At 34.8% G+C, this 26,809-nt stretch carries 24 protein-coding genes; 10 read left to right on the top strand and 14 right to left on the bottom strand.

Translation table 11 applies throughout. The features are described from left to right. Positions 1-35: 35 nt before the first annotated feature. Positions 36-1,046: a tetraacyldisaccharide 4'-kinase gene (gene lpxK, locus H5V42_RS13940; RefSeq protein WP_185783790.1), complete on the top strand. Its 1,011-nt coding sequence runs from the start codon at positions 36-38 to the stop codon at positions 1,044-1,046. Here the strand turns inward: lpxK and H5V42_RS13935 are convergent. From H5V42_RS13935 to H5V42_RS13895, 9 genes are all read right to left on the bottom strand, one after another. After that, a complete protein-coding gene (locus H5V42_RS13935) occupies positions 1,024-3,216 on the bottom strand; it encodes a hybrid sensor histidine kinase/response regulator (protein WP_229665686.1) in 2,193 nt (730 codons plus the stop codon). The two genes, lpxK and H5V42_RS13935, sit on opposite strands and share 23 nt — an antisense overlap. 40 nt (positions 3,217-3,256) lie before the next feature. Beyond that, the gene (gene gap / locus H5V42_RS13930; protein WP_185783789.1) at positions 3,257-4,258 is read right to left on the bottom strand and encodes a type I glyceraldehyde-3-phosphate dehydrogenase; all 1,002 of its coding nucleotides are present in this window, start codon (positions 4,256-4,258) and stop codon (positions 3,257-3,259) included. A 3-nt stretch (positions 4,259-4,261) separates the two neighbouring features. Continuing rightward, positions 4,262-5,137: a lipoyl synthase gene (lipA, locus tag H5V42_RS13925; protein ID WP_185783788.1), complete on the bottom strand. Its 876-nt coding sequence runs from the start codon at positions 5,135-5,137 to the stop codon at positions 4,262-4,264. Between the two features lie 42 nt (positions 5,138-5,179). Next, on the bottom strand, positions 5,180-5,752 hold the full coding sequence (locus H5V42_RS13920) for an RNA polymerase sigma factor (RefSeq protein WP_185783787.1): 573 nt from the start codon (positions 5,750-5,752) through the stop codon (positions 5,180-5,182). A gap of 17 nt (positions 5,753-5,769) precedes the next feature. After that, complete coding sequence (locus H5V42_RS13915; RefSeq protein ID WP_185783786.1) at positions 5,770-5,970, bottom strand: membrane or secreted protein; 201 nt, start codon at positions 5,968-5,970, stop codon at positions 5,770-5,772. A gap of 51 nt (positions 5,971-6,021) precedes the next feature. After that, positions 6,022-6,780: an anti-sigma factor gene (locus H5V42_RS13910; protein ID WP_185783785.1), complete on the bottom strand. Its 759-nt coding sequence runs from the start codon at positions 6,778-6,780 to the stop codon at positions 6,022-6,024. Then, on the bottom strand, positions 6,777-7,343 hold the full coding sequence (locus H5V42_RS13905; protein ID WP_185783784.1) for an RNA polymerase sigma factor: 567 nt from the start codon (positions 7,341-7,343) through the stop codon (positions 6,777-6,779). Before H5V42_RS13905 ends, H5V42_RS13910 begins: the two co-directional genes overlap by 4 nt. A 176-nt stretch (positions 7,344-7,519) precedes the next feature. Continuing rightward, positions 7,520-8,536 (bottom strand): UDP-N-acetylmuramate dehydrogenase, encoded by a 1,017-nt coding sequence (murB, locus tag H5V42_RS13900; protein ID WP_185783783.1) that lies wholly within the window; start codon positions 8,534-8,536, stop codon positions 7,520-7,522. After that, positions 8,533-9,723, bottom strand: coding sequence for a pyridoxal phosphate-dependent aminotransferase (locus H5V42_RS13895; protein ID WP_185783782.1), 1,191 nt, complete (start codon positions 9,721-9,723; stop codon positions 8,533-8,535). The genes murB and H5V42_RS13895 overlap by 4 nt, the downstream gene beginning before the upstream one ends. Before the next feature lie 136 nt (positions 9,724-9,859). Between H5V42_RS13895 and H5V42_RS13890 the strand changes: the two genes are divergently transcribed. Further along, positions 9,860-11,215, top strand: coding sequence for an aspartyl protease family protein (locus H5V42_RS13890; protein WP_185783781.1), 1,356 nt, complete (start codon positions 9,860-9,862; stop codon positions 11,213-11,215). Between the two features lie 42 nt (positions 11,216-11,257). Here H5V42_RS13890 and H5V42_RS13885 read toward each other — a convergent pair whose 3' ends face one another. Next, positions 11,258-11,653 carry a DUF1573 domain-containing protein gene (locus H5V42_RS13885; RefSeq protein ID WP_185783780.1) on the bottom strand — a complete coding sequence of 132 codons (396 nt, stop codon included), beginning with the start codon at positions 11,651-11,653 and terminating at the stop codon, positions 11,258-11,260. Positions 11,654-11,846: 193 nt separating this feature from the next. Between H5V42_RS13885 and H5V42_RS13880 the strand changes: the two genes are divergently transcribed. Next, positions 11,847-14,471, top strand: a complete 2,625-nt coding sequence (locus H5V42_RS13880; RefSeq protein WP_185783779.1) for a valine--tRNA ligase — start codon at positions 11,847-11,849, stop codon at positions 14,469-14,471. 57 nt (positions 14,472-14,528) lie between these two features. Here the strand turns inward: H5V42_RS13880 and H5V42_RS13875 are convergent, their stop codons facing one another. The 4 genes from H5V42_RS13875 to H5V42_RS13860 all read right to left on the bottom strand — a co-directional run bounded on the left by H5V42_RS13875 (position 14,529) and on the right by H5V42_RS13860 (position 19,672). Then, entirely contained in the window at positions 14,529-15,362 is an 834-nt protein-coding gene (locus H5V42_RS13875) for a DMT family transporter (RefSeq protein WP_262889935.1), read from the bottom strand. A 162-nt stretch (positions 15,363-15,524) separates the two neighbouring features. Further along, positions 15,525-16,772: a prolyl oligopeptidase family serine peptidase gene (locus tag H5V42_RS13870; RefSeq protein WP_185783778.1), complete on the bottom strand. Its 1,248-nt coding sequence runs from the start codon at positions 16,770-16,772 to the stop codon at positions 15,525-15,527. A gap of 73 nt (positions 16,773-16,845) precedes the next feature. Further along, the gene (locus H5V42_RS13865) at positions 16,846-19,137 is read right to left on the bottom strand and encodes a glycoside hydrolase family 3 protein (protein ID WP_185783777.1); all 2,292 of its coding nucleotides are present in this window, start codon (positions 19,135-19,137) and stop codon (positions 16,846-16,848) included. Between the two features lie 25 nt (positions 19,138-19,162). Beyond that, the gene (locus H5V42_RS13860) at positions 19,163-19,672 is read right to left on the bottom strand and encodes a PepSY-associated TM helix domain-containing protein (protein WP_185783776.1); all 510 of its coding nucleotides are present in this window, start codon (positions 19,670-19,672) and stop codon (positions 19,163-19,165) included. A gap of 272 nt (positions 19,673-19,944) precedes the next feature. Between H5V42_RS13860 and H5V42_RS13855 the strand changes: the two genes are divergently transcribed. The 7 genes from H5V42_RS13855 to H5V42_RS13825 are packed head-to-tail and all read left to right on the top strand — an operon-like array spanning position 19,945 to position 26,764. Beyond that, a complete protein-coding gene (locus H5V42_RS13855; RefSeq protein WP_185783775.1) occupies positions 19,945-20,943 on the top strand; it encodes a sensor histidine kinase in 999 nt (332 codons plus the stop codon). Further along, the gene (locus H5V42_RS13850) at positions 20,940-21,650 is read left to right on the top strand and encodes a LytR/AlgR family response regulator transcription factor (protein ID WP_185783774.1); all 711 of its coding nucleotides are present in this window, start codon (positions 20,940-20,942) and stop codon (positions 21,648-21,650) included. Before H5V42_RS13855 ends, H5V42_RS13850 begins: the two co-directional genes overlap by 4 nt. Before the next feature lie 51 nt (positions 21,651-21,701). Beyond that, the gene (locus H5V42_RS13845) at positions 21,702-22,559 is read left to right on the top strand and encodes an MBL fold metallo-hydrolase (RefSeq protein ID WP_185783773.1); all 858 of its coding nucleotides are present in this window, start codon (positions 21,702-21,704) and stop codon (positions 22,557-22,559) included. An 11-nt stretch (positions 22,560-22,570) separates the two neighbouring features. Next, positions 22,571-23,458, top strand: coding sequence for a dienelactone hydrolase family protein (locus tag H5V42_RS13840; protein WP_185783772.1), 888 nt, complete (start codon positions 22,571-22,573; stop codon positions 23,456-23,458). Further along, on the top strand, positions 23,455-24,852 hold the full coding sequence (locus H5V42_RS13835; RefSeq protein ID WP_185783771.1) for a Gfo/Idh/MocA family protein: 1,398 nt from the start codon (positions 23,455-23,457) through the stop codon (positions 24,850-24,852). Before H5V42_RS13840 ends, H5V42_RS13835 begins: the two co-directional genes overlap by 4 nt. A gap of 8 nt (positions 24,853-24,860) precedes the next feature. Then, positions 24,861-25,919, top strand: coding sequence for a GHMP family kinase ATP-binding protein (locus H5V42_RS13830; RefSeq protein ID WP_229665685.1), 1,059 nt, complete (start codon positions 24,861-24,863; stop codon positions 25,917-25,919). After that, positions 25,919-26,764 (top strand): sugar phosphate nucleotidyltransferase, encoded by an 846-nt coding sequence (locus H5V42_RS13825; RefSeq protein ID WP_185783770.1) that lies wholly within the window; start codon positions 25,919-25,921, stop codon positions 26,762-26,764. The genes H5V42_RS13830 and H5V42_RS13825 overlap by 1 nt, the downstream gene beginning before the upstream one ends. Positions 26,765-26,809 lie beyond the last annotated feature (45 nt).

Genomic DNA, 26,809 nt, shown 5'->3' with positions numbered 1-26,809 from the left:
TGTTGCTAGTAGCTAAAATATTATAATTTCGCTCAATGCAATGGTTAAGACTACTTACTTTTCCTTTCGCACTTCTTTATGGTGGTATAGTTAAGATTAGAAATTACTTGTACGATATCAACTTTTTGAAGTCGAATACGTTTTCAACACCAACTATCTGTATTGGTAATTTGAGTGTCGGCGGTACTGGTAAAACCCCTATGACCGACTTTCTAATTACGCATTTAAAAGCACATTTTACCATTGCAGTTTTAAGTCGGGGATACAAGCGAAAATCTTCAGGGTTTATTCTAGCTGGTGAAAAAACATCGGTTTTAGATTTAGGCGATGAGCCTTTTCAATTATTCAAAAAACATAAAGAGCTAATTGTAGCTGTTGATGCGGATAGAAGTAACGGTATTTCTGAAATTCAGAAAAAAACAACTGCTAATTTTATTTTATTGGATGACGCTTTTCAACACCGTAAAGTTAATCCCCATTATTCTATTCTTTTAACAACATTTGAACAACCTTTTTTCTCAGATTTTTACCTCCCAATGGGAAATCTACGTGATGATAAAAATCAAAAGAAACGAGCAAATGTTATTGTAGTAACCAAATGTCCTGCAGACTTATCTCAAACTCAACAAACTCAATACATCGAAAAAATTAAGCCAAAAGCATCACAAAAAGTAGTGTTTAGTACCCTAAAGTATGCCGAGGTGCTTAAAGGTGTAGAAACTGACTTAACGTTCTCAGCAATTAAAGATAAAAAGTTGGCTTTGTTAACCGGTATTGCTAACCCAAAACCACTGGTAGAATTTTTACACAACAACGATTTGCATTTTAGGCATTTTAAATATGCCGACCATCATTTTTTTACAATGGCTGAGCTCAATAAATTGGCGAATTTTGATGTAGTAATAACTACTGAAAAAGATTTTGTTCGATTAGATTCTAAATTGCCAAATGCGTATTACTTGGGTGTTGAGCATCACTTTATAAACCAGGAACCAAACTTAGTTTCCTTGTTATTAGATACTTTTAAGACTGACTCTGCATTCTAGTTTTTAGAATGTTTTCTCCAATAGTATGGTAAAAAACTTCAGGCTTAAACGGTTTGGTTACCACATCATTAGCGCCAACACTTAAAAATTCTTCTACGCTATCTTCCATTGATACTGCTGTTAAAGCAATTATTGGAATAGTACTGTTGAATTTTCTAATTTCTGTCATGGCCTCAACACCACCCATAATGGGCATGTGAATATCCATCAGAATACAATCGTATCTATTTTGTTTGGCCATATCCACTGCTTCTTGGCCGTTATTAGCAATGTCGGCTGTCATTTCTTTTTTAGTCAACATCTTTTTAGTGATGACTTGGTTGATTTTGTTGTCTTCAACTATAAGAATATGGTTGCCCTCAAAATCAAACTCTTCTGGGTCTAATTCAAATGGAATATCTGCAATTGCCGGTTCTTCACATTTAAATTCAATATCAAAGAAAAACTTACTACCCTCGTTTTCTTTACTTTCTAAATTAATTTTACTATTAAATAGGCCAAGTAGACTTTTTACAATAGTAAGCCCTAATCCAGTGCCGCCGTATTCTCTATTAATCTGAATGGAGCCCTGCTCAAAACTATCGAATATCTTTTTTTGCTGCTCTTCTGAAATACCAATGCCATTGTCTTTAACCGCAAAATGAATTTTTGCCTTGTCTTCTCCTCTTTCTAGTAGTTTAGCAATAACCGTTACTTGCCCATCACTAGTAAATTTTAAGGCATTGCCTACTAAATTCATGAATATTTGAGACAGCTTCATAGGGTCACCAAGTAGGCTATTCGGAATCTTATTATCAAACTCTAAAACAACTCGAGTATCATTTTCATTGGCGCGTTGTTGTAAAGATTCAATAACTTCTGAAAGTACTTTTTTAAGTTTGAACTCAACACTAAGCGTTTCTAGTTTATCTGCATCTATCTTATTAATTTGAAGAATATCGTTAATGAAATTTAACAAGTAATCACCTGAAAACTTAAGCGATTTTAAATGCTCTTTTTGGTGGTCAGATGGGTTTTCTTCTAAAAGTATATGTGTTAAACCAGTTACGGCATATAATGGTGTCCTGAGCTCATGTGTTACGGTCGACAAGAAATTAGATTTTGCCTGCATAGCTTCAATAGCGTCATCTCTTGCTTTTTCTAATTCACTATTTTTTGTTTGAAGTAAATCGTTTGTTTTAAGTTTTATCTGATTATTTCTAAATAGTGATACCGCTAATAAAGAGATTATAGTTAAGAAGGCAAGTGACAAAATTGCGGTTACTTCTGCACGATTCTCTGATTGTAACAGTTCTTCATTTTCACTTTGAAGCTTAGAATTGATATTTCTTAATTGTCCAATAGTAATTTGGTCAGCTGTTCTGGTTTGTTCTCTCAGCTTTTCAATTGTAAAAACTGAATCTTTTAATTGCATTAAGCCTTTCAGCTTTTCTAATGCCTTATCATATTCACCTAATTGCTCATAGGTTGCTTGTAAAAAGGCATTAGATTTACTTATTAATCTTTGATAGTTATGTTTAGTGCTAATTTTTAAAGCTGCTTCTGCGTAGTTAGTGCTTTTTTCTATTTCGTCTTGTTCATAATTAAGTTCAGCTAAACCTAAATTTGCCTTTGTTGCTAAATAACTTTGTTCTAAATCATCTGAATTTACCAGTAAGGCGTTGTACTGTTGTTCTGCATCTTCAAACCTATCTAGATTTAAATAAATGTTAGCTCTAGTGAGCTGAATATTGTTAAGCAGATTTTTATCATTAGATAATTTTAAAGCTTCATCTAACAACTCTAATGCCTGAAAAGGTTTATTCTCTTCTAACATTAACCTAGCATTTATATATTTATTAAGGGCTTCACCAGAAGGGTATTCAATTCCCTTTAAAAAAATACCAGCTCGGTCTCTATAGAATAATGCTGTAGGTTTATCTTCTAATTCTAAATGAAGTAATGCAAAACGGTTATACGTATCTAACAAACCTTTTAAATCTTCATTAGCTTCAGCTATTTTAGATGCCGTATTTAGTTCTTGGGTAGCATTTGCCAAATCATCCTTATGCATATAAAGAGTTGCTCTTTTATGATGATAGCTAACGCTTTTGTTAGAAACAATAGAATCTTGCCCCAATGCAAAAAAGGGGATGAGTACTATTGGTAGGTATCTTATAATTCTTTTCAAAAGAATAGTATGTGTATGAATTTTAATCACACATGTTTATTTATTCCAAAAGCAAAATACAATCAATAATCCTAGAACAGTAACCGGTTTCATTATCATACCATCCTATAATTTTAACCATATTATCAATGACAGAAGTCATCAATGAATCAAACGTACAAGAATGCGTACTATTGTTTATGTCTATTGATACTATTGGTTCGTTGCAATATAAAAGTACATTTTTTAATTCGCCTTGAGAAACTTCTTTAAATCTAGCATTTATTTCGGCTATTGAAGTTTTTTGGGCAACATTAAATGTTATATCTGTTAAAGAACCATTTGGTACAGGAACTCTAATACCACATCCGCCAATAACATTAGATAATTCTGGAAATATTTTTGTTAAAGCTTTAGCTGCTCCGGTTGTGGTCGGAATTATAGATTGACCAGCTGCCCGAGCTCTTCTCAAATCGCGATGTGGAGCGTCATGTAGGCTTTGGTCTGTGGTATATGAATGTACTGTTGTAATGTATGCCTGTTTTACCCCGCAAAGTTCGTTGATTACTTTAATCATGGGAGCAGCATTGTTTGTGGTGCAAGAGGCTACTGAAATAATGTTATCTGTTTTAGCGAGTAATTGATGGTTAACACCCAAAACAATCATTTTTATGCTGTCATCTACGGGGGGTGCTGAAAGAATAACTTTTTTAGCACCATTTGTTAAATGATGTTGAAGTACTGCTTTTGTTTTAAACTTACCCGTAGCCTCAATTACATAATCAACATGATGTGCTGACCAATCAATAGCTTCTGGATGATTATGAGTTAGAACTGAAATTATTCTGTCATCAAAAAGGAGATTACCATTTTCTACCCTTAATTCTTGGTTGAATCTACCGTGAATACTATCATATTTAGCTAAATGGCAAAGTGTTTTAGCATCTGCTAAATCATTAATTGCAACGATTTTAATGGTAGGGTGATTGGCTAAAAGTCGAAACAAGGTTCTTCCAATGCGTCCAAACCCATTAATTCCAATTCTAATAGTGTCTTGAGACATGTATTAATTAATGTGTTTGTGAGCTTTGTAAGAAGACCTAACTAAAGCACCACTTTCTACATGTCTAAAGCCCATTTCTAAACCAATTTCTTCGTACTTCTTAAATTGGTCAGGGGTTATAAATTGCTTAACAGGTAAATGCTTTTTTGAAGGCTGTAAATATTGACCAATGGTAACTACATCTACCTTAGCAGTACGCAAATCTTCTAGAGTTTCTATAACCTCTGTTTCTGTCTCACCCAAACCTAACATGATACCAGACTTGGTTCTATTGGCACCGTTATGTTTTAGGTATTCTAAAACACCTAAACTTCTTTCATATTTGGCCTGAATTCTCACTTCTCTAGTAAGTCTTTTTACAGTTTCCATGTTATGAGAAATCACCTCTGGAGCCACTTCCAAAATTCTATCTAGATGTCTTTCAATTCCTTGAAAATCAGGTATTAAGGTTTCTAAAGTAGTTTGCGGATTCATTCTTCTCACCGCATTTACGGTTTCTGCCCAGATAATGGAACCCATATCTTTTAAATCATCACGGTCAACTGAGGTTAAAACGGCATGTTTTATCCCCATAATTTTTATAGAACGTGCTACTTTTTCTGGTTCTGCCCAGTCAACACTTTCTGGTCTACCAGTTTTAACACCGCAAAACCCACAAGAACGTGTACAAATGTTACCTAAAATCATAAACGTTGCAGTACCTTCTCCCCAACATTCTCCCATATTTGGACAACTACCAGAGGTGCAAATAGTGTGTAAATCATATTTGTCAACTAAACCACGTAATTGAGTGTATTTTTTACCTGTAGGTAATTTAACTCTAATCCATTTTGGTTTTTTGGTAACCGGTCCAGATTTTTCTAAAACATCTACCGCCATAACAATTCTTTATTCAAATATACAAAATGGTAAAATGGAACTTTACCGATTTGTTTTAGCTTTAATTATTTCTGCTAACAACTTTTTAGCACGTAACAGTTTTACCTTTACATTATTTAAAGGTTCGTCTAATTCTGTGGCTATTTGGTTGTAGCTCATTTCATTAAAATACCTGAGATTTATAACCTTTTGGTATGTGGGTTTTAGCTTTTTAATATCGGCTAATAAAGACGCTAAATTTTGTTCTGTAATTAATGAATCTTCAATTGAAGGTGTTTCATCTAGCACTTTAATTGCCGCGTTAGCTTCGCCACCTTGTTGCTCATTTAGAATGTTTTTTCGTTGTTTTCTTATGAGGTCAACATGTAAATTTTTTGAGATAGTTAATAACCAGTTTTTAAAATCGTACTGGCTGTCATAACTATTTATATTGTCGAACGCTTTTGAGAAGGTTTGTATGGTAATATCCTCAGCATCTGCCTCTTGCTTCATGCGAGAAATTTGAAATCTGAAAATATCATTCCAATAGGTGTCAAGAAGATTACTAAACGCTATTTGATTTCCACTTTTAGCGCTTTCAATAGTTTCTTCTAAATTTTTAGAACTAACCTTCAAGGTGGGGGTTTAAGTAGTTAGGCTACGGCGTCTTTTCTGCATTCTTGTTCTTCGGGTAATTTTCCGCAGAAGCCACAAGCTTCGCCCTCTTGATTTAAAAATGGACTTTGGCTAGCACAAGTACCTGCAAATTCTCCATCTTTTTTTGACCAGATTTTTATAGCAATACCGGCAAAAGCAAGTGCTAAAATACCAACCGTTAAGAGTACCAATTTCATGTTACAAAATCTTTTTGCAAAGATACGTAAAGTGAAAATTTAATTACTTAATTAATACTTAATGTTAGCTACGATATTATCTACAGATGGTGTAATGTTGCCTCCTTCTGGCTCTATAGTGATATAACTAATTGCCTGGTCTGCATAGGGTAAAGCAAACATTTGCTCTGGATTTTTAAAATCTTTTATAATACCAAGATTTACCAATTCGCCATTTACCTCAGCCCACATTTGATAACATTGGTCTTCTGGTAATTGTGGTAGGTTTCTAACGTTTATATATGACAGCTTTTTTACAGGATTTACATAAGCAACTGCTTTCAACTCTTTAGCTCTATCTGTACCATTTACATTGAACCTACGTGTATTAGGATTGTTAAGAACAATGTATTGGTTACGCAGGTCTTCTAATTGTACTTTCATATCCATCTCCAAATTTTTAATCTGGTTGCTTACTAAAGAATTTTCTTGTTGTAAACTCTGGTTTTGATTGTAGAAGAAATACGTTATAGCTAAAGAAAAAATAGCTACTACACTAGCCGCAATGGCCCATTTGTAAAATTTGTTTCCTCTTCTTTTTTCTTGCCTTATTTTATGTAAAATAATCTCTTTTAAATTTTCTGGAGCTTTTAAGGCATGCATTTTAGCATAGGACTCCAGATTCTCTTGAAGTTCATTGTAGGTTTCTCTAACCTCTGGATACATGGTAATGTATCGTTCAACTTGTAATGATTCTTCTAAAGTGGTATCTCCGAGAAGATATCTTTCTAGAACATCACTATCTAAGAATAATTGTATTTTTTCTTTCATAACAACATGTTTAAGAGTAGCCCTATAGCTACTGTATTGCCATATATTTTGCGCATTTCGCGCAATCCTATTTTTAATCTTGACTTAATAGTTCCTAACGGAATATTTAATTCATCACTAGCTTCTTGCTGTGTCATACCCTCAAAAAAGAGAGCCTCAAGTACCACTCTGTACTTTTCTTCAATTTTATCAAGGTTTTCCTTGATGTCTATATGCTCAGGAGTAATCGTTCGCTCTCCTATACCATATACGTCTGAAAAATCAATTTGGATTTCTTTTTCTGTTTTTGTGCTAATACTTCTTAACTTATCTATAGCAGTGTTTCTGGTTATTCTAAATAACCAAGTAAAAAGTTTGGCCTTTGAAGCATCATAGGTGTCAGACTTTTTCCAAATTTTTACAAAACTTTCTTGAACCACATCTTGTGCAAGTTCTTGGTCTTTAACGACTTTATAGGCTACCCCGAACAGCGTATCTGCGTAGTTATCATACAATAACGAGATAGCTTTTTCATCTCGTTCTGCAAGTAATTCAACTATATGTTTTTCTAAAAGTGTGCTCATATTAGGTTAGCGTTCTACAAAAAAAATGGTTTGAAAAATCCAAAGTCATTTTTTACGCGTATATAGATTGTTGCTAAGATAAAAATTGCGATTTAATACTAGTAATCGCATCACAATATTAAGATTTGGTTAGTTTGGTTTGGTATAACCCCTGTACTTACACTTTAAGGCGGGGGTTATCTTATTATATTCACCTCTGTTTCTAGCTTTATATTAAATCTTGCCTTTACCTCGGTTTTAATTTTTTCTGATAAATCTAATATTTCGTTACCTGTTGCATTAGCATAATTAACTAAAACTAAAGCTTGTTTAGTATGTACTCCCGCGTCTCCGAATCGTTTTCCTTTGAATCCAGCTTGTTCAATTAACCAACCTGCAGGAATTTTAAATTCATTTTCTGAAACCTCATAGAAGGGAGCTTTTGGAAATTTCTTAATAAAAGCATCGAATTTTTTCTTGGTGATTACCGGATTCTTAAAAAAACTACCACTGTTTCCAATGATAGCGGGGTCTGGTAACTTTTCTTGTCTAATTGCAATAACCGCTTCTGAAATATCATTTATTGTTGGGTTATGAATACCCATCTTCATTAGTTGGTTTTCGATAGCACCATAATCTGTTCTGGTAATATGATTTGTTTTAGTGAGTTGAAAGGTAACTGAGGTGATAATGTATTTATTCTTGACTTTATTTTTAAAAATAGAATCACGATAACCAAAATTGCACTCTTCTTTAGAAAACTCAACTAGCTCTAAAGTTTCTCTATGCATAGCTTCACAAGCAACAAATACATCTTTTAACTCTACGCCATAAGCGCCAATATTTTGAATGGGAGAGGTGCCTACACAACCTGGAATTAGAGATAAGTTTTCAATTCCTCCGTATCCTTGTTCAAGTGTCCAAAGCACAAAGTTGTGCCAATTTTCACCAGCCATTGCTTTGATGTGCACAAATTCATTGGTTTCTTTTTCTATGCTAATACCTTTTATAGCAATTTGCAGTACCAATGCAGAAATGTCTTTGGTAAGGAGCATATTGCTACCTCCACTCAATACAAATTTTTCAGGATAAACACTAAGTTGCAATGCCTTTTGGAGTTGTAATACTGTTTCAACTTTTAAAAAGTGTGAAGCATTAACCCCAATACCAAAGGTATTGTAGCTTTTTAAAGAAACGTTTTGTTGAATATTCAATGAGTATATGCTTTGAGTGCTTTAGCTAAAATAGCAACTGCAATTTTAAGTTTACTTATTTCTAACACATAAGCAATACGTATTTGATTTTTACCTAAACCTTCAGTGGCATAAAAACCAGCTGCCGGCGCTACCATTACAGTTTGTCCGTCAACATTAAAGTCTTCTAATAACCATTGTGCAAATTTGTCTGCATCAGTTATTGGTAACTCGGCAATACAGTAGAATGCACCACTTGGGTTGGCAACTTTAACCCCTTCTATCTTTTGTAATTCGCTCACAAGAAAATTTCGCCTTGCTACATATTCACTTATCACCTCTTCAAAATAACTGTTTGGAGTATCTAGAGCAGCTTCACTTGCAATTTGAGCTAGTGTAGGGGGAGATAGTCTTGCTTGAGCAAATTTTATGGCAGTTTGCATTACTTCTTTGTTCTTTGAAACTATACAGCCAATTCTTGCACCACACATGCTATATCTTTTAGATACAGAGTCTACTACAATAGCATTTTCTTCTAAACCTTCAATTTCAAGAATAGAGTGGTGTTCTTTACCGTCGTATGCAAACTCTCGGTAAACTTCATCAGCAATTAAAAATAAGTCGTGTTTTTTAACTAGTGCTGCTAGTTGTTCAATTTCTTCTTTAGTATATAAGTAACCTGTTGGATTGCCAGGATTACAAATTAAAATTGCTTTAGTTTTCTCATTTACTAACTTTTCAAATTCGGGTATAGGTGGCAAAGCAAAGTTATTTTCAATCTTAGAAATTATCGGCTTTACTGTTACACCGTTTGCTGTTGCAAAGCCATTGTAATTGGCATAAAAAGGTTCCGGAATAATAATTTCATCATTATTATCAAGAATACTTCCAAGGGTAATTGAAAGGGCTTCTGAACCCCCAGTGGTTACTATAATTTCTGTGGCATTAACATGTATTCCTCTTGTTTTGTAATACGTAGCTATTTTAGTTCTGTAGGCCTCAGAACCATCAGTTTGGCTATAGGCAAGAACTTCAATATTTGCATTTTTTACAGCCTCCATAGCAATTTTGGGAGTTTTGATATCTGGCTGACCAATATTTAAATGAAGTACCTCTATTCCTCTTTTTTTAGCTGCTTCAGCATAAGGAACCAATTTTCGAATTGGTGAAGAGGGCATGTTTTTACCTTTTACAGATATTTTAGGCATTGCAATATGTTTTTGCAAAAATCGTAAAAGTGAAGTGCTTCAGCAATACAAAATTTTAAATCTAGCAATGTTAAATTTAAATGGTGTTTTTTGAAAATTTAGTATCTTAAACAATATCAGCTGTTTACGGGTAATTATGAAGTTTAGAAAATCTACATATCTGTTGGTTTTAAGTCTAACGGTATTTGTGAAAACAATTGCCCAAGATTTTGTTTTACTACCAACAATACCTGTAGAAAAAGTTCGGTTTGAATTATTGAATAACTTAATAATAGTTCCAGTAGAGATTAATGGAGCAAAATTGAAATTTGTATTAGATTCAGGGGTTAGTAGTCCTATTCTTTTTAATTTAACAGACCAAGATTCACTTCAAATTAATAATGTTTCTGAAATTACTTTAAGAGGTTTAGGAGATGGTGAACCAGTTAAAGCCTTAAAATCTGTTGGCAATAGATTTAGAATTGGGTCGGCAACCAATTTAAATCAAAGTATTTATGTACTGTTAGATAAAGGGTTGAATTTTTCTACTTCTTTAGGGGTTACCGTTCATGGTATTATAGGTTATGATGTGTTCAAAAGTTTTGTGGTTGAGGTGAATTATAGTAAACGCTTTCTAAAGCTTCATAATCCAAACCAATATATTTATGAGAATAGTAAAAAGTCAGAAACACTGCCTTTGTCAATTCTTGAAAAGAAGGCCTATGTTGCAGGTACCATTTCAACTGAAACTGCTGATGAGATTCCCGTAAAACTTTTGGTAGATACCGGAAGTAGTGATGCATTATGGTTATTTAAAAACTTAGAAAGAGGTCTTATTGTTCCTGAATTAAATTATGAAGATTATCTAGGAAAAGGTCTTAGCGGTGACATCTATGGTAAGCGCACTAAGCTTAAAGATTTTAAACTAGGAAGTTTTTTAATATTTGATGCTAAAACCGCTTTTCCATATCAAGAAGGTTATAGTTTAATACAAAATATTGGTGATCGTAATGGTAGTGTTGGGGGTGAGGTTTTAAAACGATTTAATATCATTTTTGACTATCGTAAACAACAAATAACACTCAGAAAAAACTCCAACTTTAATGACCCTTTTCAGTATAACCACTCGGGTATAGAACTACAGCATGATGGTATGCGTTATATCGCTGAAAAACTTGCTGATACTAATGGTTTTGTAAAAAGTAAAAACGGCGATAGTTTTGGTAATGTTCAAATTTCGCTTCTCAACAGAACCAAATTGAGCTTAGTGCCAGAGATTGTAGTTTCTGCAATTAGAGCCGGTAGTCCCGCAGATGAGGCTGGCTTAAAAGAAGGTGATGTGGTACTAGCTGTAAATGGTAAACGTATTCATAACTACAAATTGCAAGAAGTTTTGCAAATGATAAATAAGAAAAAAGGTAAACGTGTACGCCTTTTAATAGAGCGCTACAATAGAGATTTTGTGTTTAGTTTTACTTTAAAAGACTTGTTTGAAACAAAAAACCCCGACTAATTAGCCGAGGTTTTAATCTTTATAAATTATTTAGAAAAGCTTTTATTCGTTAACTGCAGTTTCAGCAGCCATAACGGTTCCTTTAATTTTTAAAATTTTAGTAGGCGTATCAGCATTAGAAGTAACAGTTACGGTTTTTCTAATAGGACCCACTCTTTTAGTGTCATATTTAACTTCAATCTCACCTGTTTCACCTGGAGCAATTGGCGCTTCTGGTTTTTTAGGTATAGTACAACCACAGCTAGATTTTACATTGCTAATTACTAAAGGAGCTTCGCCAGTGTTAGTAAATTCAAAAACACGCACACCGTTGCTTCCTTTTTCAATTTCGCCATAGTCAATAGTCTCTGACTTAAATTCAATTTTGGCAACTTTCTCTTGTGCGCTAACCGCTAAAGTAAAAAGTCCAATAAATAATACTAATGCTACTTTCTTCATTTTATTAGTTTTAGGGTGATTCAAAATTAGAAGAACTCTCGATACTTCCAAAATTGTTTTGTCTTGTTTTAACGTTACTTATTTTTGTTTCGTATTTAAAAGAATTGATTTCCTTTGCCAAATGGTGATAATTTAACACCCTTAAGGGTAAAAGCATCAATTCGCCTTATCAATTTCAAAAATCATACCATTAATGGAGATTCCATCTAAATACGAAGCCCAGAAAGTTGAAGACCGCTGGTATCAATACTGGGAAGAAAATAATTTTTTTACATCAAAACCAGATGAAAGAGAGCCATATACCATAGTTATTCCGCCACCAAATGTTACTGGAGTACTGCATATGGGGCATATGTTGAATAATACTATACAAGATGTATTAATTAGAAAAGCACGTTTAGAAGGCAAAAATGCATGTTGGGTTCCAGGTATGGACCACGCCTCTATTGCTACCGAAGCAAAAGTGGTTGCTAGACTTAAAGAACAAGGAATATCAAAATCAGATTTAACTCGAGAAGAGTTTTTAAAGCACGCTTGGGATTGGACCAATGAATACGGTGGTGTAATTCTTAAGCAATTGCGCAAGCTTGGAGCTTCTTGTGATTGGTCTCGCACTAAATTCACAATGGATGACGATATGTCAGCCTCAGTAATTAAGGTATTTGTGGATTTATATAACAAAGGGCTAATTTACAGAGGTTACCGTATGGTAAATTGGGACCCTGAAGCTAAAACTACACTTTCTGATGAAGAGGTAATCTATGAAGAAAAACAAGGATTACTCTATTATTTAGAATATCAAATTGAAGGGTCAGATGAGAAAGTAACAATTGCGACTACTAGGCCAGAAACAATTTTAGGTGATACCGCTATCTGTATTAACCCGAGTGATGAACGTTATAAACATTTAAGAGGTAAAAAAGCTATTGTACCACTTTGTAATAGGGTAATACCTATTATTGAAGATGACTATGTAGATTTAGAATTTGGTACTGGGTGTTTAAAGGTAACCCCAGCTCATGACGAGAATGATAAGAACCTCGGGGAAAAACATAATTTAGAAATCATTGATATTTTCAATGAAGATGCCACTTTAAATTCTTACGGTTTGCATTATGAGGGTCAAGACAGATTTGTTGTTCGTAAAGCAATTGCAAAGGAGCTAAAAGAAAAAGGTGTTCTAGTTAAAACAGAGCAACATACCAATAAGGTTGGAACATCTGAAAGAACAAAGGCAGTAATTGAACCAAGGTTGTCTGACCAATGGTTTTTAAAAATGGAAAACCTTTCTAAACCCGCTTTAAAAGCTGTAATGGAAACGGGTGAAGTAAAGCTATTTCCAGATAAATTTAAAAACACCTACCGCCATTGGATGGAGAATATAAGAGACTGGAACATTTCTCGTCAATTATGGTGGGGCCAGCAAATACCAGCCTATTATTTTGGTGATGGGCAAGATGATTATGTGGTTGCAGCATCTAAAGAAGAGGCTTTGCAACTTGCACAACAGAAAAATAAAGACATCAAAAAAGAAGATTTACGCCAAGACCCAGATGTGCTAGATACTTGGTTTTCTTCTTGGTTATGGCCAATTAGTGTTTTTGGTGGTATACTTGAACCAGACAATGAAGAGATTAATTATTACTACCCAACTAACGATTTGGTTACTGGGCCAGACATTCTCTTTTTCTGGGTTGCTAGAATGATTGTAGCGGGATATGAGTTCAGAGATGAAAGACCCTATGAAAATGTGTATTTAACAGGTTTGGTACGTGATAAACAGCGTAGAAAAATGTCTAAATCTTTGGGTAATTCACCTGATGCTTTAAAATTAATTGAAAATTTTGGTGCTGATGGGGTTCGGGTTGGTTTGCTATTGAGTTCAGCAGCTGGTAACGATTTACTTTTTGATGAAGCTCTTTGTCAGCAAGGTTCAAATTTTGCAAATAAAATCTGGAATGCGTTCAGATTAGTTAAAGGTTGGGAAGTAGCTAATATAGAACAACGGCAGTCTGCAAAAATTGGAATTGATTGGTATACTGCAAGGTTTAATCAAGTCTTGGCTGAAGTCGAAGACCATTTTAGTAAATACAGAATTTCAGATGCCTTAATGGCTATTTATAAATTGGTTTGGGATGATTTCTGTTCTTGGCTTTTAGAAATTGTAAAGCCTGCCTACCAACAACCTATTGACAAGCATACGCTAGATGCAGTTATTAGGTTATTTGAACAGAATTTAAAATTACTGCATCCATTTATGCCATTCTTAACAGAAGAGGTTTGGCAACACATGGTAGAAAGAGAACCTGCTAATGCGCTCTGTGTTGCTGATTGGCCAAAAAAACAATCGGTTAATACAAAACTTATTGAAGAGTTTGCCTTTGCTGCTGAAGTTATTTCTGGTGTACGTACTATTAGAAAAGAAAAAAATATTTCTTTTAAAGAAGAAATTCGTTTACTAGAATTAAGCGGAGGTACTACTGTAGCGCATATGGATGCTATTGTAAAGAAGTTAGGTAACCTTTCAGAAATTGAAACTACCAATGAAAATGTTGATGGCGCCCTAAGTTTTAGAGTAAAAAGTACAGAGTACTTTATCCCAATAGCAGGAGCTATAGACGTTGAAGCTGAGAAAGATAAGATTAACCAAGAATTAGAGTATACGCGTGGATTTTTACAATCTGTTCAAAAGAAATTGAGTAATGAGCGTTTTGTGAATAATGCACCGCCTAAAGTGGTAGAGGTTGAACGCAAAAAGGCCGCAGATGCAGAGGCTAAAATCGAAACTTTGGAGAAGAGTTTAGCAAGTTTAGGTTAATTATAAACTTACGTCATTTAAAAAAAACCGTTGGTAAGCCATCAACGGTTTTTTGTTTTACTCGGCTTTTTTGATAACCGTGTTTAAAATTAGTGCGCCAATTATTAAAGACACTCCAACAAGACTTAATAAGGTATATTTAGCCCCTAGCCAAGTAACACTAATTAGTATGGTGAATACCACCTCCATATATTTTAAAGGTGCTACTACATTGGTTTTAGCAAGTTGAAATGCTTGTGTCATATACACCTGCCCAAAATACCCAAAAACACCTAAGCTTAAAAGCATTATCCATTGTGTTGGTGTTGGATTAACCCAAACAGAAATCGATAATAAGCCACCGGTAATTAAGGAAAAAAACATAAAATAATTCACAATGACCATGTAATGGTCTCCTTTACCTATTTTTCGAATAAAAATGTATACAAAGCCAGTAAAAAAGGCTGCGGTAAGGGCTAGAATAAGTCCTTTTAAATTAATGTTTGGGTCAAAACCTTTTATAATCATTACGCCAGTAAATGCCAATCCAAATAAAACCAATTGAAGAGGTCTTAATTTTTCTTTTAAAAAGTACACTGCCATTATCGACGCAAAAACTGGGGCAATATATCGTATAGAAACTGCCGTACCTGCTTCTAATTCTTTTAAAGACATAAAAAATAAAGTCATAGAAGTTACTCCTACAAGCGCTCTAAGTATAAGTAGTTTACGATTATTGCCTAGAAATCCAATGCCTTTTGAGGCAATAAATAATGAGGCTAATATAAATGTGCCAATGGCTCTAAAAAAGACAATTTGAAAAGCTGGAATGGTTTCTAATTCTTTAATCATAAGATTCATTCCCGTGAAGGAAAGTGTGCTAATAAGCATAAAAAGAACCGCTTTTTTCAATGGAGATTATTTAGAGAATGCTAAAGGCGGCCAAAGTTACCTAATTAATTAGTCGTTAATCTTTAGAAATTAAGAAATAACGAATACACAAGCCTTTTAAAGATTTAAAACAAAAAAGGCAATGCATAACCGCATTGCCTTTTTCTAGATGTTTGTAGTGTTTTATTTGCTTTTACTTGCCATCCATTCCATTACGGTGATGGTTTTGCCATCTATTTTCTTTTGAGCATGATTTCTATGGCTGTAAACCCATGAGAAATGTCCATTTAAGTGGTAGTCGTTTCCACCGTATACTCCATATAAATCAGTAACATGGTCATAAAGTGATAGGTGAACATCTTTAGCACCAGCTTCCATAAGTAAGTCGTAGGTAGGTATTACCGTGATATCTGCTTTTGTAATTGGGTCGTCTTTAGAATGCATATACCAAATAGATTGATTAGCCAGGGTTTTTATATCGTCTTCTGACAAAAACTCAGCAAAAAATGCTAGGGCAGAAGGGTAGGCTGCCGCAAAATAATCGGGATTATTGAGTAACAACTCTTGGGTCATATAACCACCATTAGAACAACCTCCAACATAAATTCGGTTAGTATCTATATCTGGATGTTTTGCCACAAAATCTTTAATTAATTCCATTAACGCACCGCTATAAATATCTGGTTCATCTCCTCTTGTGGTTTCTCCGCTTACACCGTGCATCCAACGTGTAGGTGTTTGTGGAGTTAGCACGTAAGCTCCACCAAATATTTGCTGTATCTGCTCTGAAGCATAATTTGTTGCACGATTCGCTAATAAAACAATACTTGGGTCAGTACCACCTTCACCGCCTCCATGTAACCAAATGATTAAAGGCTTTTTATCTTTCCCCATTTTTGGCGTAAAAGAAGCATATGTTAAACTAACACCATCTGCACTGTATTTTCCTGATAAATCAAATTCATCAACTAACGGAATTATCCTATTACTTTCGTTGTTCCAAACTGTACTGTTACTTGAATCTGTTATAGTAAGTTGATAGTTGGTCCATTGGTTACCTCGGCATCCTTCAGTAAAGAAGAACAGAATGGGTGAGCCTATTTGAATATGAGGACCAACACCTACATGAAGTGTAATGTTTTTTCCATTTTTTACTCTATTTCCTTTTGCATCAGAAACATAAGCAGTAACCACATCTAAACTTCCTTTAGCTCTAGGCGAATCTGCAGGTAAACAATCAGATGTTCTGTTAACCTTAATATCAAAATTAGCTGCATTGGCAACCGAAGTAGTGTCATTTAAATGTAAAATAACCTTACTAGTTGCTGGTCCCCAATCAAAGCCTTCAACTACCAAAGTGTAGTTGTCTTGTGCTGCTACCGAGAGGAATGTTACCCACAGTACGCAAGCGAAATATAGTTTAGTTTTCATTTTGTTAGGTTTTTTTATTTAATTGAATATTACAAATTGGTATAGTTTTCAACTACTGGGCTCTTAGAGTTTATCATTGTTTCTTACCATATTTAGCAGTTCTATCATCTTCAATTTTTCCTTTCCAATTAAGTCCAAATGCAAAGTCATAAGTATTGTTTTCAGAATCTACATACGGTTCCATATCTCTGGGAACATCTTCAAATTGAAGTTCTACCGTCTTCATATCTGCAGGCATTTGAAAAGGAAGAAGTGCTGATGGTTCAGTTTTTCCAGAAATAATTTCTAATAAGGCTTGATCTTGCACTCCCATGTGTATTAAAACGGCATCTGAATTGGGTTCTATTTCACTAAAAACCATTGGTTTTTTAACGTTAACTATTACTACAACAGGCTTGTTACCCATTAGTTGTTTTGTATCATTAACCAAATCCATATCGCGGGTATTTCTGGCTGTAACCGTTTTACCCTTATACGTTCTATTTGTGAAATCTTCTAATGGGCTACCCCCAGCTAAACTAGTTTCACGAGCATTATTTGCAGTATAGGTATCATATTGTAAACTTATTGGTACATAACCGTTACCACCTTTTTCTAAGTCATTTTCGTTATATCCTGTACCGCCGTCAGGACTTTCAATACCAACTAGGGCAAAATCTGCTTCTGAGGCATTTTTTACTATTTCAAAATACTTTGCAACCATATCTAAGTTGAAAGCGGGTTCTACTTTTTCTGGTGTAACCATACCCCACCAATTTACACTTGGTGCAATATAGCGTTCTGGTACAAAGACCTTTTTCTTTTCTGTTACCGGAAGTGTTTTATTTTTGTTTTTGAGCATAACTATTGAACTTAGCTGTGCATTAAAACCAATTTTCATGAAATCAGGATTACCAACTAGTTCTTCTGTTTTAGCAATATTTAGATAAGCATTATCGAACAAACCGGTTCTAAAAATGTTTTTAAGTAAGCGAACAGCAGATGTTTCAAAACGAGAACGCATTTTTTCTTCACCATGTTCATTAACTCCAATTTTGTAGGCTTCTAAAACTGGCTTCATATCATTATTTCCACCAAATTGGTCCATACCCGCTTCAATAGCTTTAAAATGTCTTTCAGCTTCGGTTAATTCTTCAACACCCCAAGGTTTTCCTTCGAACTTTCCAATAGAAGAAACGTCTCTGGTAATTCCCCAATCGGTACACAAGACCCCATCATAACCATATTCTCCGCGTAATACTTCTGTTATTAAGTAGTGATTATAACCATTGGCAACAGCTTCTCCATGCCCTGTAGATATGGTATAGTAGGGCATTACTGCTGAAGCAGATTTTGTATCTCCGTTTAATTTAAAAGCGCCTTCTGTAAAAGGTTTTGTATGGTCTGCCATATTTTTACCAGGATATACCGCGTAAGCGCCATAACCAAAATGACCATCTCGTCCTCCTTCTTCTGGTCCTCCGCCAGGCCAGTGTTTAACCATAGCATTAACACTTTGGTACCCCCAACCTTTACCTTCTGTAGATTGAAAACCGTCAACATAAGCACGAGCTAAATCAGTTGCTAAATAAGGGTCTTCACCCATGGTTCCAGAAAAACGACTCCATCTAGGTTCAGTTGCTAAATCAATTTGTGGTGACAGCGCTGTGGCTATACCCAATGCACGATATTCTTTTGAAGCAATTTCACCAAATTGCAGCATTAAATCTGGATTAAAAGTTGCTGCTAATCCTAAAGTAGTTGGCCACATTGAAATGCTTCCTCCAGATCCTTCATTATACTCTGCATTTGAGTCACTTCCATGTCTGGGATCAGAACTTGTATTTACGGGAATTCCCATGCCTAAACCTTCTACAAATGCTTGAGCATTGTTATTCCATTTTGCAGCAACTACCGGACTTTCAACCCTAGTTATTAAAACATGACGTAGGTTATCATCTGTTAAAAATTTCTTTTGGTCATCAGATAAATCACTAGGTAGGGCTCCACTTTCTTCATAGGGCTTATTATTGTAGGTAGAAGCTCTTCTGCCGCCAGATGGTATTGATTGGTGAGCACTGTACAACATTAAACCTGCAATTTGCTCAACACTCATTTTTGATGCTAAATCTTTAGCTCTTTCATCGGCGGATAAACGCCAATCTTCATATGGGTCTAGGGTACCGTTTTGGTTGAGGTCTTTAAAACCCATACGGTCTACTGTTAAAATCTGTACCCCAGATTCTGGAGAATAACCCAAGGTTGCTCCGCCATGATTTACAATTAAATTGAATCCTTCTTCTTCTATTTCACTCCATTTTGGACCACAGGAGTGAAGACAAAACGCTAGTGTAATTAAGGCAAAAATTGCAGTTAAATTTTTCATTTTATTCAGTTTAGTTAGTTGATTTTTATACCAGTATAAGTACTATAGTAAGTAAAAAACCTGCAACGGCAAAATACAGCCCTTTTTTAAAAATTGGGGCGCTTGGCCTAAACATAAAAAAAGCAGATACCGAAAAAAACAATAATGCAACTCCAAAAAATACCCCTAACCAAAACAAGGGGTTGCCCTGATGCATTTTATGTAATTTATTCATTTTTTCTATTAACCAAGGTTGTCTTTTTTCTATATAGTTAACCTCACCAGTTAGGCTATTGTAGGTGCCATTACCAAAATAAATAATTTCACCTTCAGTTTTATCAACTTTAAAAAAGCGCATGTTCAGAGCACTACCCAAGTTGTCTGCTGTTAGACCTGATGCTATGTTTTTGGTTACTTGAAATTCTTTCTTCAGAAAGTCTGTATTTCTATATGTTAATACTATTCCGCTAATTGCGTAAACTGCCATTATTCCTGCTAGGAAAAACCCTAGATAGCGGTGAAATTCTCTAAAAGTGTTTTCAGATTTTCTACTCATTTTATTTATTGTTTATTTTTTTATTTCGTTTGAATTGTAACTACGTTGGGTAAAAATAATTTTTTGTCTTTATACCTAAAACTCAAATATTAATAGAATGCGTTGTAGAGAAAAAAATATTCTGCAAACAACAAACTTAGCACCTTAATCAACAACTTAGAAACCAGACGATTTTTAATGTTGTTTACCATATTATCTCTGTCGTTGGCTAGATAGGTTTTTTAATAGAATAAATTAATCTATAGATTTGATTTCGTTAAAATTACGTTACTGTGATAACCAAAAAAGAGGTACTGTTTCAAATACTTTTACACCTAGTAATATTGTTATTCTTTGGTTATAACTGGCAAACCGAAACATATAGTTTAGATAGGGTAGTTTTCTTTGTTATGTATGCTTTGGGCACACTAACAATTACTTATTTTTTTATGCCCAATTTTCTTTACAAGAAAAAATATTGGCAGTTTTTCGTAGGTTTAATTGGGGTTATCTCAGCATTAATTTTGTTAGAAGAGTTTGTACTCGAACAAATATTTTATCCAGATACAAAAAGGTCAGGAACATTCCCTGGTATTTTTATTTCATTAATTGGTGTATTGCCAATTATGACCATTCTTGCAAGTGGAAAATTTGCTTGGGATGCGTTAGGCAGACAACGCCAAATAGAAGATTTAAAAAGTAGTATTCAAGAAAGTGAATTACAGTTTTTAAGGTCTCAAGTTAACCCACATTTTTTATTTAACAATCTCAATAATCTATATTCTTATGCTCTCGAAGGTTCAACCAAAACTCCTGAAATAATACTTGAATTAAGTGGAGTTTTAAGATATATGCTTTATGAGTGTAAAGAAGAATTTGTGCCTCTGGATAAAGAATTAGAGCAATTGGGTAACTTTATTAGATTGTATAAAATGCAGATTGAAGAAAGAGGCGTTGTAAATTTTAAGGTAAATTCAATAAATTCTGGTTATAAAATAGCACCTTTAATTTTGGTGGTATTTATTGAAAACGCTTTTAAACATAGTCAATCTGGTCAGTCTTCCGATATTAAAATTGATATTAATCTAGACATGAATGGGTCTACTTTGAATTTTAGTTGTAAGAATAATTACGAAAAAACCCAAGGGTTAGAAACAGTTGCTAAGGGCATTGGGTTGACCAATGTTAAAAAAAGATTGGAATTGTTGTACGCTAAAAAATATCAATTAAAGATTGATGAAAAAGGCAACACTTTTGAAGTTAACTTGAGTTTAGACTTAGAACGCGCATGAGTAAAATAAAGTGCATAATTGTTGAAGACCAACCACCGGCTCAGCGAATTTTAAAAAAGTTTGTTGAAGAAGTGTCGCATCTAGAGCAAATTGGAGTGTTTTCTAACGGAGTTGACGCAATGGAATTTTTAAAAAATAATCCAACTGACTTAATGTTTCTAGATATTCATTTGCCTAAAATAACAGGCATTGAATTTTTAAAAAGTCTTCATAATCCGCCCCATGTTATTTTAACAACAGCATTTTCTGAATATGCCTTAGAAGGCTATGATTTAAACGTGGTAGATTACTTGCTCAAACCATTTTCTTTTCAACGTTTTTTACAAGCAATTAATAAAGTTCCAAGAGCTAATAATCTTACAGAAGATTCTACTCTAACTGCATCAAAAATGGTAGCTCAAGAGTTATTTATAAAGTCTGGTCATGAGTATATAAAGGTGCTAATAGATGATGTAATTGCTATTAATTCTGATTCTGATTACACTGAAATTCATTTGACGGATAAAAAAGTGCTTTCTAATGAATCGTTGAAGCATTGGTTAGATGTACTAGACCAGAATATATTTTTACAATTACACAAATCTTACATTATAAACACTAGTAAGATTGACCGTATATCTGGAAATCAGGTTTTTATGCAAAACAAAATAGTAGTTCCTATAGGTCGTGCTTTTAAGGAACGTTTTATGAATAAAATGATTTCTTAGGCACAGCTTGCTTGTATAAGGAATCGTTATCTTTAAGAAGAAAAATTTAAAATGAAAAGATTACTATTTCCTTTAATGTTGAGTGCGTGTTCAATGGTGTTCGCTCAACGAGATTTCAGCAAAGTTGAAATAACTTCAGAAAAACTTACTGATAATATCTACGTTCTGTTCGGCGCAGGAGGCAATATTGGTTTACTAATTGGCGAAGATGCTGCTTACCTAATTGACGACCAATTTAGTCCGTTAACTTCTAAAATTGTTGACCATGTAAAAACCTTGACAGACAAGCCTATCAACTTTGTTTTAAATACGCATCATCATGGTGACCATACCGGTGGTAATGAGAATTTGGCCAATAACGGCGCAACAATCATTGCACATGAAAATGTGAGGGAATTATTAGAGGCAGATGAAAAAACATCTGAAGCTGCCTACCCTGTAATAACTTTTAATGATAAAATGACCCTGTATTTAGGAGATGATAAGCGTTTATTGGCTATGCATGTAAATCCGGCACATACTAAAGGTGATACCTATTACTATTTACCAGAAGCAAATGTTATACATATGGGTGATAATTTTTTTGCGGGTAGATATCCTTATATAGATATCAGTAGCGGTGGAGATATAGACGGTTTAATTTCAAATGTTACCATGGCGCTAGGAATGCTAGATGAAAACACCATAATTATTCCTGGTCACGGTAGTATTTCTAATATTACCGATTTAGAAGATTATAAAAATGTCTTAGTCGAACTAAGAAAACGAGTTAAAAAAGCTAGAGAGGCTGGTAACTCGTTGGAAGAAACACAACAAATGAATCTCTCTAAAGAATGGGATGCCACCCATGGTACAGGTTTTATAAATGCAGAGCGTATCATTGAGTTTATTTATAAATCAGCTGATTAAAAAACTACATCATGAAAAAATTAAAAAAAGAAGACGTTAAGCAAGAGGTATTTGACCTCTATGACGATTATGCGCATAACAAATTGCAGCGTAGAGAATTTATAGAAAAGCTTTCCACCTATGCTGTTGGTGGTATTACAGTGGCTTCTTTAATGAGTTTTATGATGCCTAATTACAAAGATACTTTTGTAGTTAACCCTAATAATCCTGATTTAGACTCAAAAATGATATCTTATACTTCTCCCAAAGGTGGTGGTGAGATAAAAGGTTTGTTATCCAAACCAAAAGAGTTTAAAGGAAAATTAGCGGGTATTGTGGTGGTGCATGAAAATAGGGGCCTTAATCCGTATATTGAAGACACGGCTCGCAGAGCAGCATTAGAAGGTTTTATAACCTTAGCTCCTGATGCCTTAAGTCCGTTAGGCGGTTACCCTGGTAATGACGATGAAGGCCGCGCCATGCAAAGAAAACGAGATAGAAATGAAATGCTCGAAGACTTTATCGCAGCTTTTGACTATCTTAAAAACCATGAAGATTGCTCTGGTAAAATAGGTGTGGTCGGCTTTTGTTTTGGTGGATGGATTTCGAACATGATGGCCGTAAAAGTTTCAGAGTTAGCTGCTGCTGTTCCATTTTATGGTGGGCAACCTAAAGACGATATAGACAAAATTAATGCGCCTTTACTACTTCAGTTTGCTGGTTTAGACGAACGTGTAAATGCGGGTTGGCCAGCCTATGAAGAAGCATTGAAAAAACATAACAAACAATACGAAGCTTTTGTATACCCAGATGTAAATCATGGTTTTCATAATACTTCAACACCAAGGTACAATGAGGCTGCCGCTGAATTGGCATGGGGCAGAACAATGCAATTTTTTAAAGAACATTTAAAGGCATGAAAAATATAAATCGTAGAAAATTTATTCAAAAAACCTCAATGGCCTCTGCAGCCGTTGGGGTTTCTTCTTTTCTAAATAATCCTATTAATGCACAAAGCACACGGGCTTTATCTTCCAAATATATGGGAGATTATGCTGCACCTAAATTAGATACCGTACGTGCAGCATTTATTGGCGTTGGGGCTAGAGGTGGAACACATTTAAAGTTCTTTGCCGGCTTGCCCAATACAGAGGTAGTTGCTATTAGCGATTTGTATGAAGATTTGGTAAATGAAAAATTGGGTTGGTTAAGTGAAGTTGTTGGTGAGGAAAACACTAAAACTTGCAAATTATATTGGGGTGAGGAAGACAGATGGAAAAGCATGTTGCAAGAAGTAAAACCAGATGTGGTTTTTATTGCTACCAATTGGGCCAATCATGCCCCTATGGCAATAGAAGCTATGAAGCAAGGTGCACATGCTTTTGTTGAGGTGCCTATTGCCGTTTCCCTAGAAGAAATGTGGAACATTGTGGATACCAGCGAGCAAACCAAAAAGCACTGTATGATGATGGAAAACGTTAACTATGGCCGGGACGAATTGTTGTTCCTAAACATGGTTAGGCAAGGTCTGTTAGGCGATTTGTTACATGCAGAAGCTGCTTACATACACGAATTGCGTTGGCAGATGGAAGAACAAGAACGCGGAACTGGTTCTTGGCGCACGTATCATTATGCCAATAGAAACGGAAATTTATATCCCACACATGGTTTGGGTCCCGTAGCTCAGTATATGAATTTGGGTAGGGGAGCAGATACTTTTAAAAGTTTAGTAAGTTATTCGAGTCCTTCAATAGGTCGTAGCGCTTATGCAGAAGAAAACTACCCTGAAAATCATAAATGGAATCAATTAAATTTTGCGGGTGGAGACATCAATACTTCCATCCTAAAAACACAATTGGGGAGAACGGTTTTAGTACAATGGGACGAGACAAGTCCAAGACCATATACCCGATTAAATGTAATACAAGGCGTAAAAGGTGCACTAGCTGGTTTTCCTACCAGAGTGGCTCTGGAAGGTGGTGTTTTAAATATTACAGACGACCATCATTCTTGGGTACAAGGAGAAAAATTACAAGCTGTTTATGAAAAATATGACCATCCACTTTATAAAAGATTGAATGAAACCGCTAAAAATAGTGGTCATGGTGGTATGGATGGTATTATGATGTATCGTATTGTTGAGTGTTTACAGCAAGGCCTTCCGTTAGACCAAAATGTATACGAAGGTTGTTTCTGGAGTGCCGTTGCGCCATTGAGTGAAAAGTCAGTCTCCGAAGAAGGAATGCCACAAGCTTTTCCAGATTTTACAAGAGGCAACTGGAAGAATACTTTACCTTTATCCATCATTACATAAGGCATAAAATGATTCAAATAAAAGTACCTGCTAGGGTATGTTTTTTTGGAGACCATCAAGATTATTTAGGTTTACCTGTAATTGCAGGGGCAATTGACAGGTATATTAATTTAGAAGCGGTACCAAATTCTTCAGGTTCGTTTGAGTTAAACTTGTTGGATATTAACGAAGTGGTTTCGTTTTCCATAAATGACGATAAGATAGAAATAGAAAATGGTGATTTTTTAAGAGCTTCTTTAGCTGTTTTAAAACAAAAAGGACTTAGGTTTCGGCAAGGTTATTCTATTAAAATTTGGGGAAATATCCCGGTGAATGCTGGGCTTTCTAGTTCTTCTGCGCTAACCATAGCATGGATTCGGTTTTTAGTTGCCGTTCAAGAAAAACCACTACTGGTTTCTGATTTTGAAATAGGACATTGGGCGTATGAGGTTGAGGTAGTATATTTTAATAACCCAGGAGGCTTAATGGATCAATATACCATTGCCCAACAAGATTTAATCTACATAGATACCGCGACTAGTAAAAGTGAAGTTCTTCCAGGTAATTTAGGACAATTAGTAGTTGCAGAGTCTGGTTTAAAAAAGCAAACCATGAATGTGCTTAAAAATGGTAGTGTTTATCAAGAAAACGCCATTAAAGAAGTGCAACAGAAAAATCCAAATTATACGATCCAACAATCGAACCTAGAGGATTATGAAAAGTACATGCACTTGGTGTCGAAAGAGTATCAAAATCATTGGTACGCAGCCATTCATAACTACGAATTAACCAAAAGAGCTAGAGTACTATTAACTGAACCATATTCTAATCGTAAAGCATTAGCCGAAGTAATGAACGAGCATCAAAAAATTCTCTACGAACGTATTCAAAATACACCTGAAGAAATGAACATAATGATGCAAGCTGCGTTAAAAGCAGGAGCACTTGGAGCAAAAACCATTGGTTCTGGCGGTGGCGGTTGTATGGTTGCTATGGTAGATAATACTACAAAAGATGCGGTTATAGCAGCATTTAAAAAGGCAGGAGCTAAAGATGCTTATGAGGTAACTTTAACTAAAAAGAAATAATGGAAAATTCAAGTTTGGTCATCATGGCTGGTGGTGCATCTTCACGTATGAAAAGAAGCCTTGAAAATGCATCGGTTTCTGAGTCGGTATTAAATGCGGCAAAAAACTTACACAAGAGTCTTATTCCTTTAGGAAAAGCTGGTAAACCTTTGCTGTATTATCTTTTTAAGAACGCAATAGCTGCAGGTATTGGTCATATTTACCTAATAACTTCTAAAGAAAATTTAGGTTTCAAGAATTTTTTGAAGACCTATAACGATGAGCCGGGTTTTAATACCTTAACCGTGAATTTTGCCATACAACATGTTCCTAAATGCAGGGAGAAGCCTCTTGGTACAGCAGATGCTTTACAGCAGTGTTTAGAACAGCATCCCATTTTAAAAGAAAATAGGTTTACGGTTTGTAATGGTGATAATTTGTATTCTACGGAGGTTTTTAAACTTTTAAAAGCAGAACGCAAAGCGCCACATGCAATAATTGCTTATAGTGGTAAAGGCCTGGGCTATACTGATGAAAAGCTTGCCAAATTTGCCATCTTAGATATTGATGAAAATAGCTATTTAACCTATATCATTGAAAAGCCAGGGATAGAGCAACTTCAATACCATAAGGATGCCCATGGAGAGTTAAGAATCAGTATGAATATTTTTAATTTTACTGGAGCTGATTGTTATCCTTTTTTAGTCAACTGTCCTATTAATCCGGATAGGGATGAAAAAGAATTGCCCGAAGCTGTTCGCAATATGAGCAAAGCCAATACTAAGGCTGTGTATTGTTACCCTAAATCTGAGAAACTACCGGATTTAACGGTTGTATCTGATATTCAAAATTTTAAATTCGAATAGTTAAATATTTGGAAGCTTATTTAAAGCTTTTTAAATTTAAGCTTT

It is taken from the genome of Croceivirga lutea (genome assembly GCF_014235875.1).
In the GTDB taxonomy this organism is placed as follows: domain Bacteria; phylum Bacteroidota; class Bacteroidia; order Flavobacteriales; family Flavobacteriaceae; genus Croceivirga; species Croceivirga lutea.
Note: the sequence above shows the minus strand (reverse complement) of the source record. Positions and strands in the feature narration are given on the sequence as shown.

Bases quoted from the DNA above. Each gene is read 5' to 3' on its own strand.
- lpxK (WP_185783790.1), top strand. From the start codon at position 36: ATGCAATGGTTAAGACTACTTACTTTTCCTTTCGCACTTCTTTATGGT.
- gap (WP_185783789.1), bottom strand. From the start codon at position 4,258: ATGTCTCAAGACACTATTAGAATTGGAATTAATGGGTTTGGACGCATT.
- lipA (WP_185783788.1), bottom strand. From the start codon at position 5,137: ATGGCGGTAGATGTTTTAGAAAAATCTGGACCGGTTACCAAAAAACCA.
- H5V42_RS13915 (WP_185783786.1), bottom strand. From the start codon at position 5,970: ATGAAATTGGTACTCTTAACGGTTGGTATTTTAGCACTTGCTTTTGCC.
- H5V42_RS13910 (WP_185783785.1), bottom strand. From the start codon at position 6,780: ATGAAAGAAAAAATACAATTATTCTTAGATAGTGATGTTCTAGAAAGA.
- H5V42_RS13905 (WP_185783784.1), bottom strand. From the start codon at position 7,343: ATGAGCACACTTTTAGAAAAACATATAGTTGAATTACTTGCAGAACGA.
- H5V42_RS13895 (WP_185783782.1), bottom strand. From the start codon at position 9,723: ATGCCTAAAATATCTGTAAAAGGTAAAAACATGCCCTCTTCACCAATT.
- H5V42_RS13890 (WP_185783781.1), top strand. From the start codon at position 9,860: ATGAAGTTTAGAAAATCTACATATCTGTTGGTTTTAAGTCTAACGGTA.
- H5V42_RS13885 (WP_185783780.1), bottom strand. From the start codon at position 11,653: ATGAAGAAAGTAGCATTAGTATTATTTATTGGACTTTTTACTTTAGCG.
- H5V42_RS13880 (WP_185783779.1), top strand. From the start codon at position 11,847: ATGGAGATTCCATCTAAATACGAAGCCCAGAAAGTTGAAGACCGCTGG.
- H5V42_RS13870 (WP_185783778.1), bottom strand. From the start codon at position 16,772: ATGAAAACTAAACTATATTTCGCTTGCGTACTGTGGGTAACATTCCTC.
- H5V42_RS13865 (WP_185783777.1), bottom strand. From the start codon at position 19,137: ATGAAAAATTTAACTGCAATTTTTGCCTTAATTACACTAGCGTTTTGT.
- H5V42_RS13860 (WP_185783776.1), bottom strand. From the start codon at position 19,672: ATGAGTAGAAAATCTGAAAACACTTTTAGAGAATTTCACCGCTATCTA.
- H5V42_RS13850 (WP_185783774.1), top strand. From the start codon at position 20,940: ATGAGTAAAATAAAGTGCATAATTGTTGAAGACCAACCACCGGCTCAG.
- H5V42_RS13845 (WP_185783773.1), top strand. From the start codon at position 21,702: ATGAAAAGATTACTATTTCCTTTAATGTTGAGTGCGTGTTCAATGGTG.
- H5V42_RS13840 (WP_185783772.1), top strand. From the start codon at position 22,571: ATGAAAAAATTAAAAAAAGAAGACGTTAAGCAAGAGGTATTTGACCTC.
- H5V42_RS13835 (WP_185783771.1), top strand. From the start codon at position 23,455: ATGAAAAATATAAATCGTAGAAAATTTATTCAAAAAACCTCAATGGCC.
- H5V42_RS13830 (WP_229665685.1), top strand. From the start codon at position 24,861: ATGATTCAAATAAAAGTACCTGCTAGGGTATGTTTTTTTGGAGACCAT.
- H5V42_RS13825 (WP_185783770.1), top strand. From the start codon at position 25,919: ATGGAAAATTCAAGTTTGGTCATCATGGCTGGTGGTGCATCTTCACGT.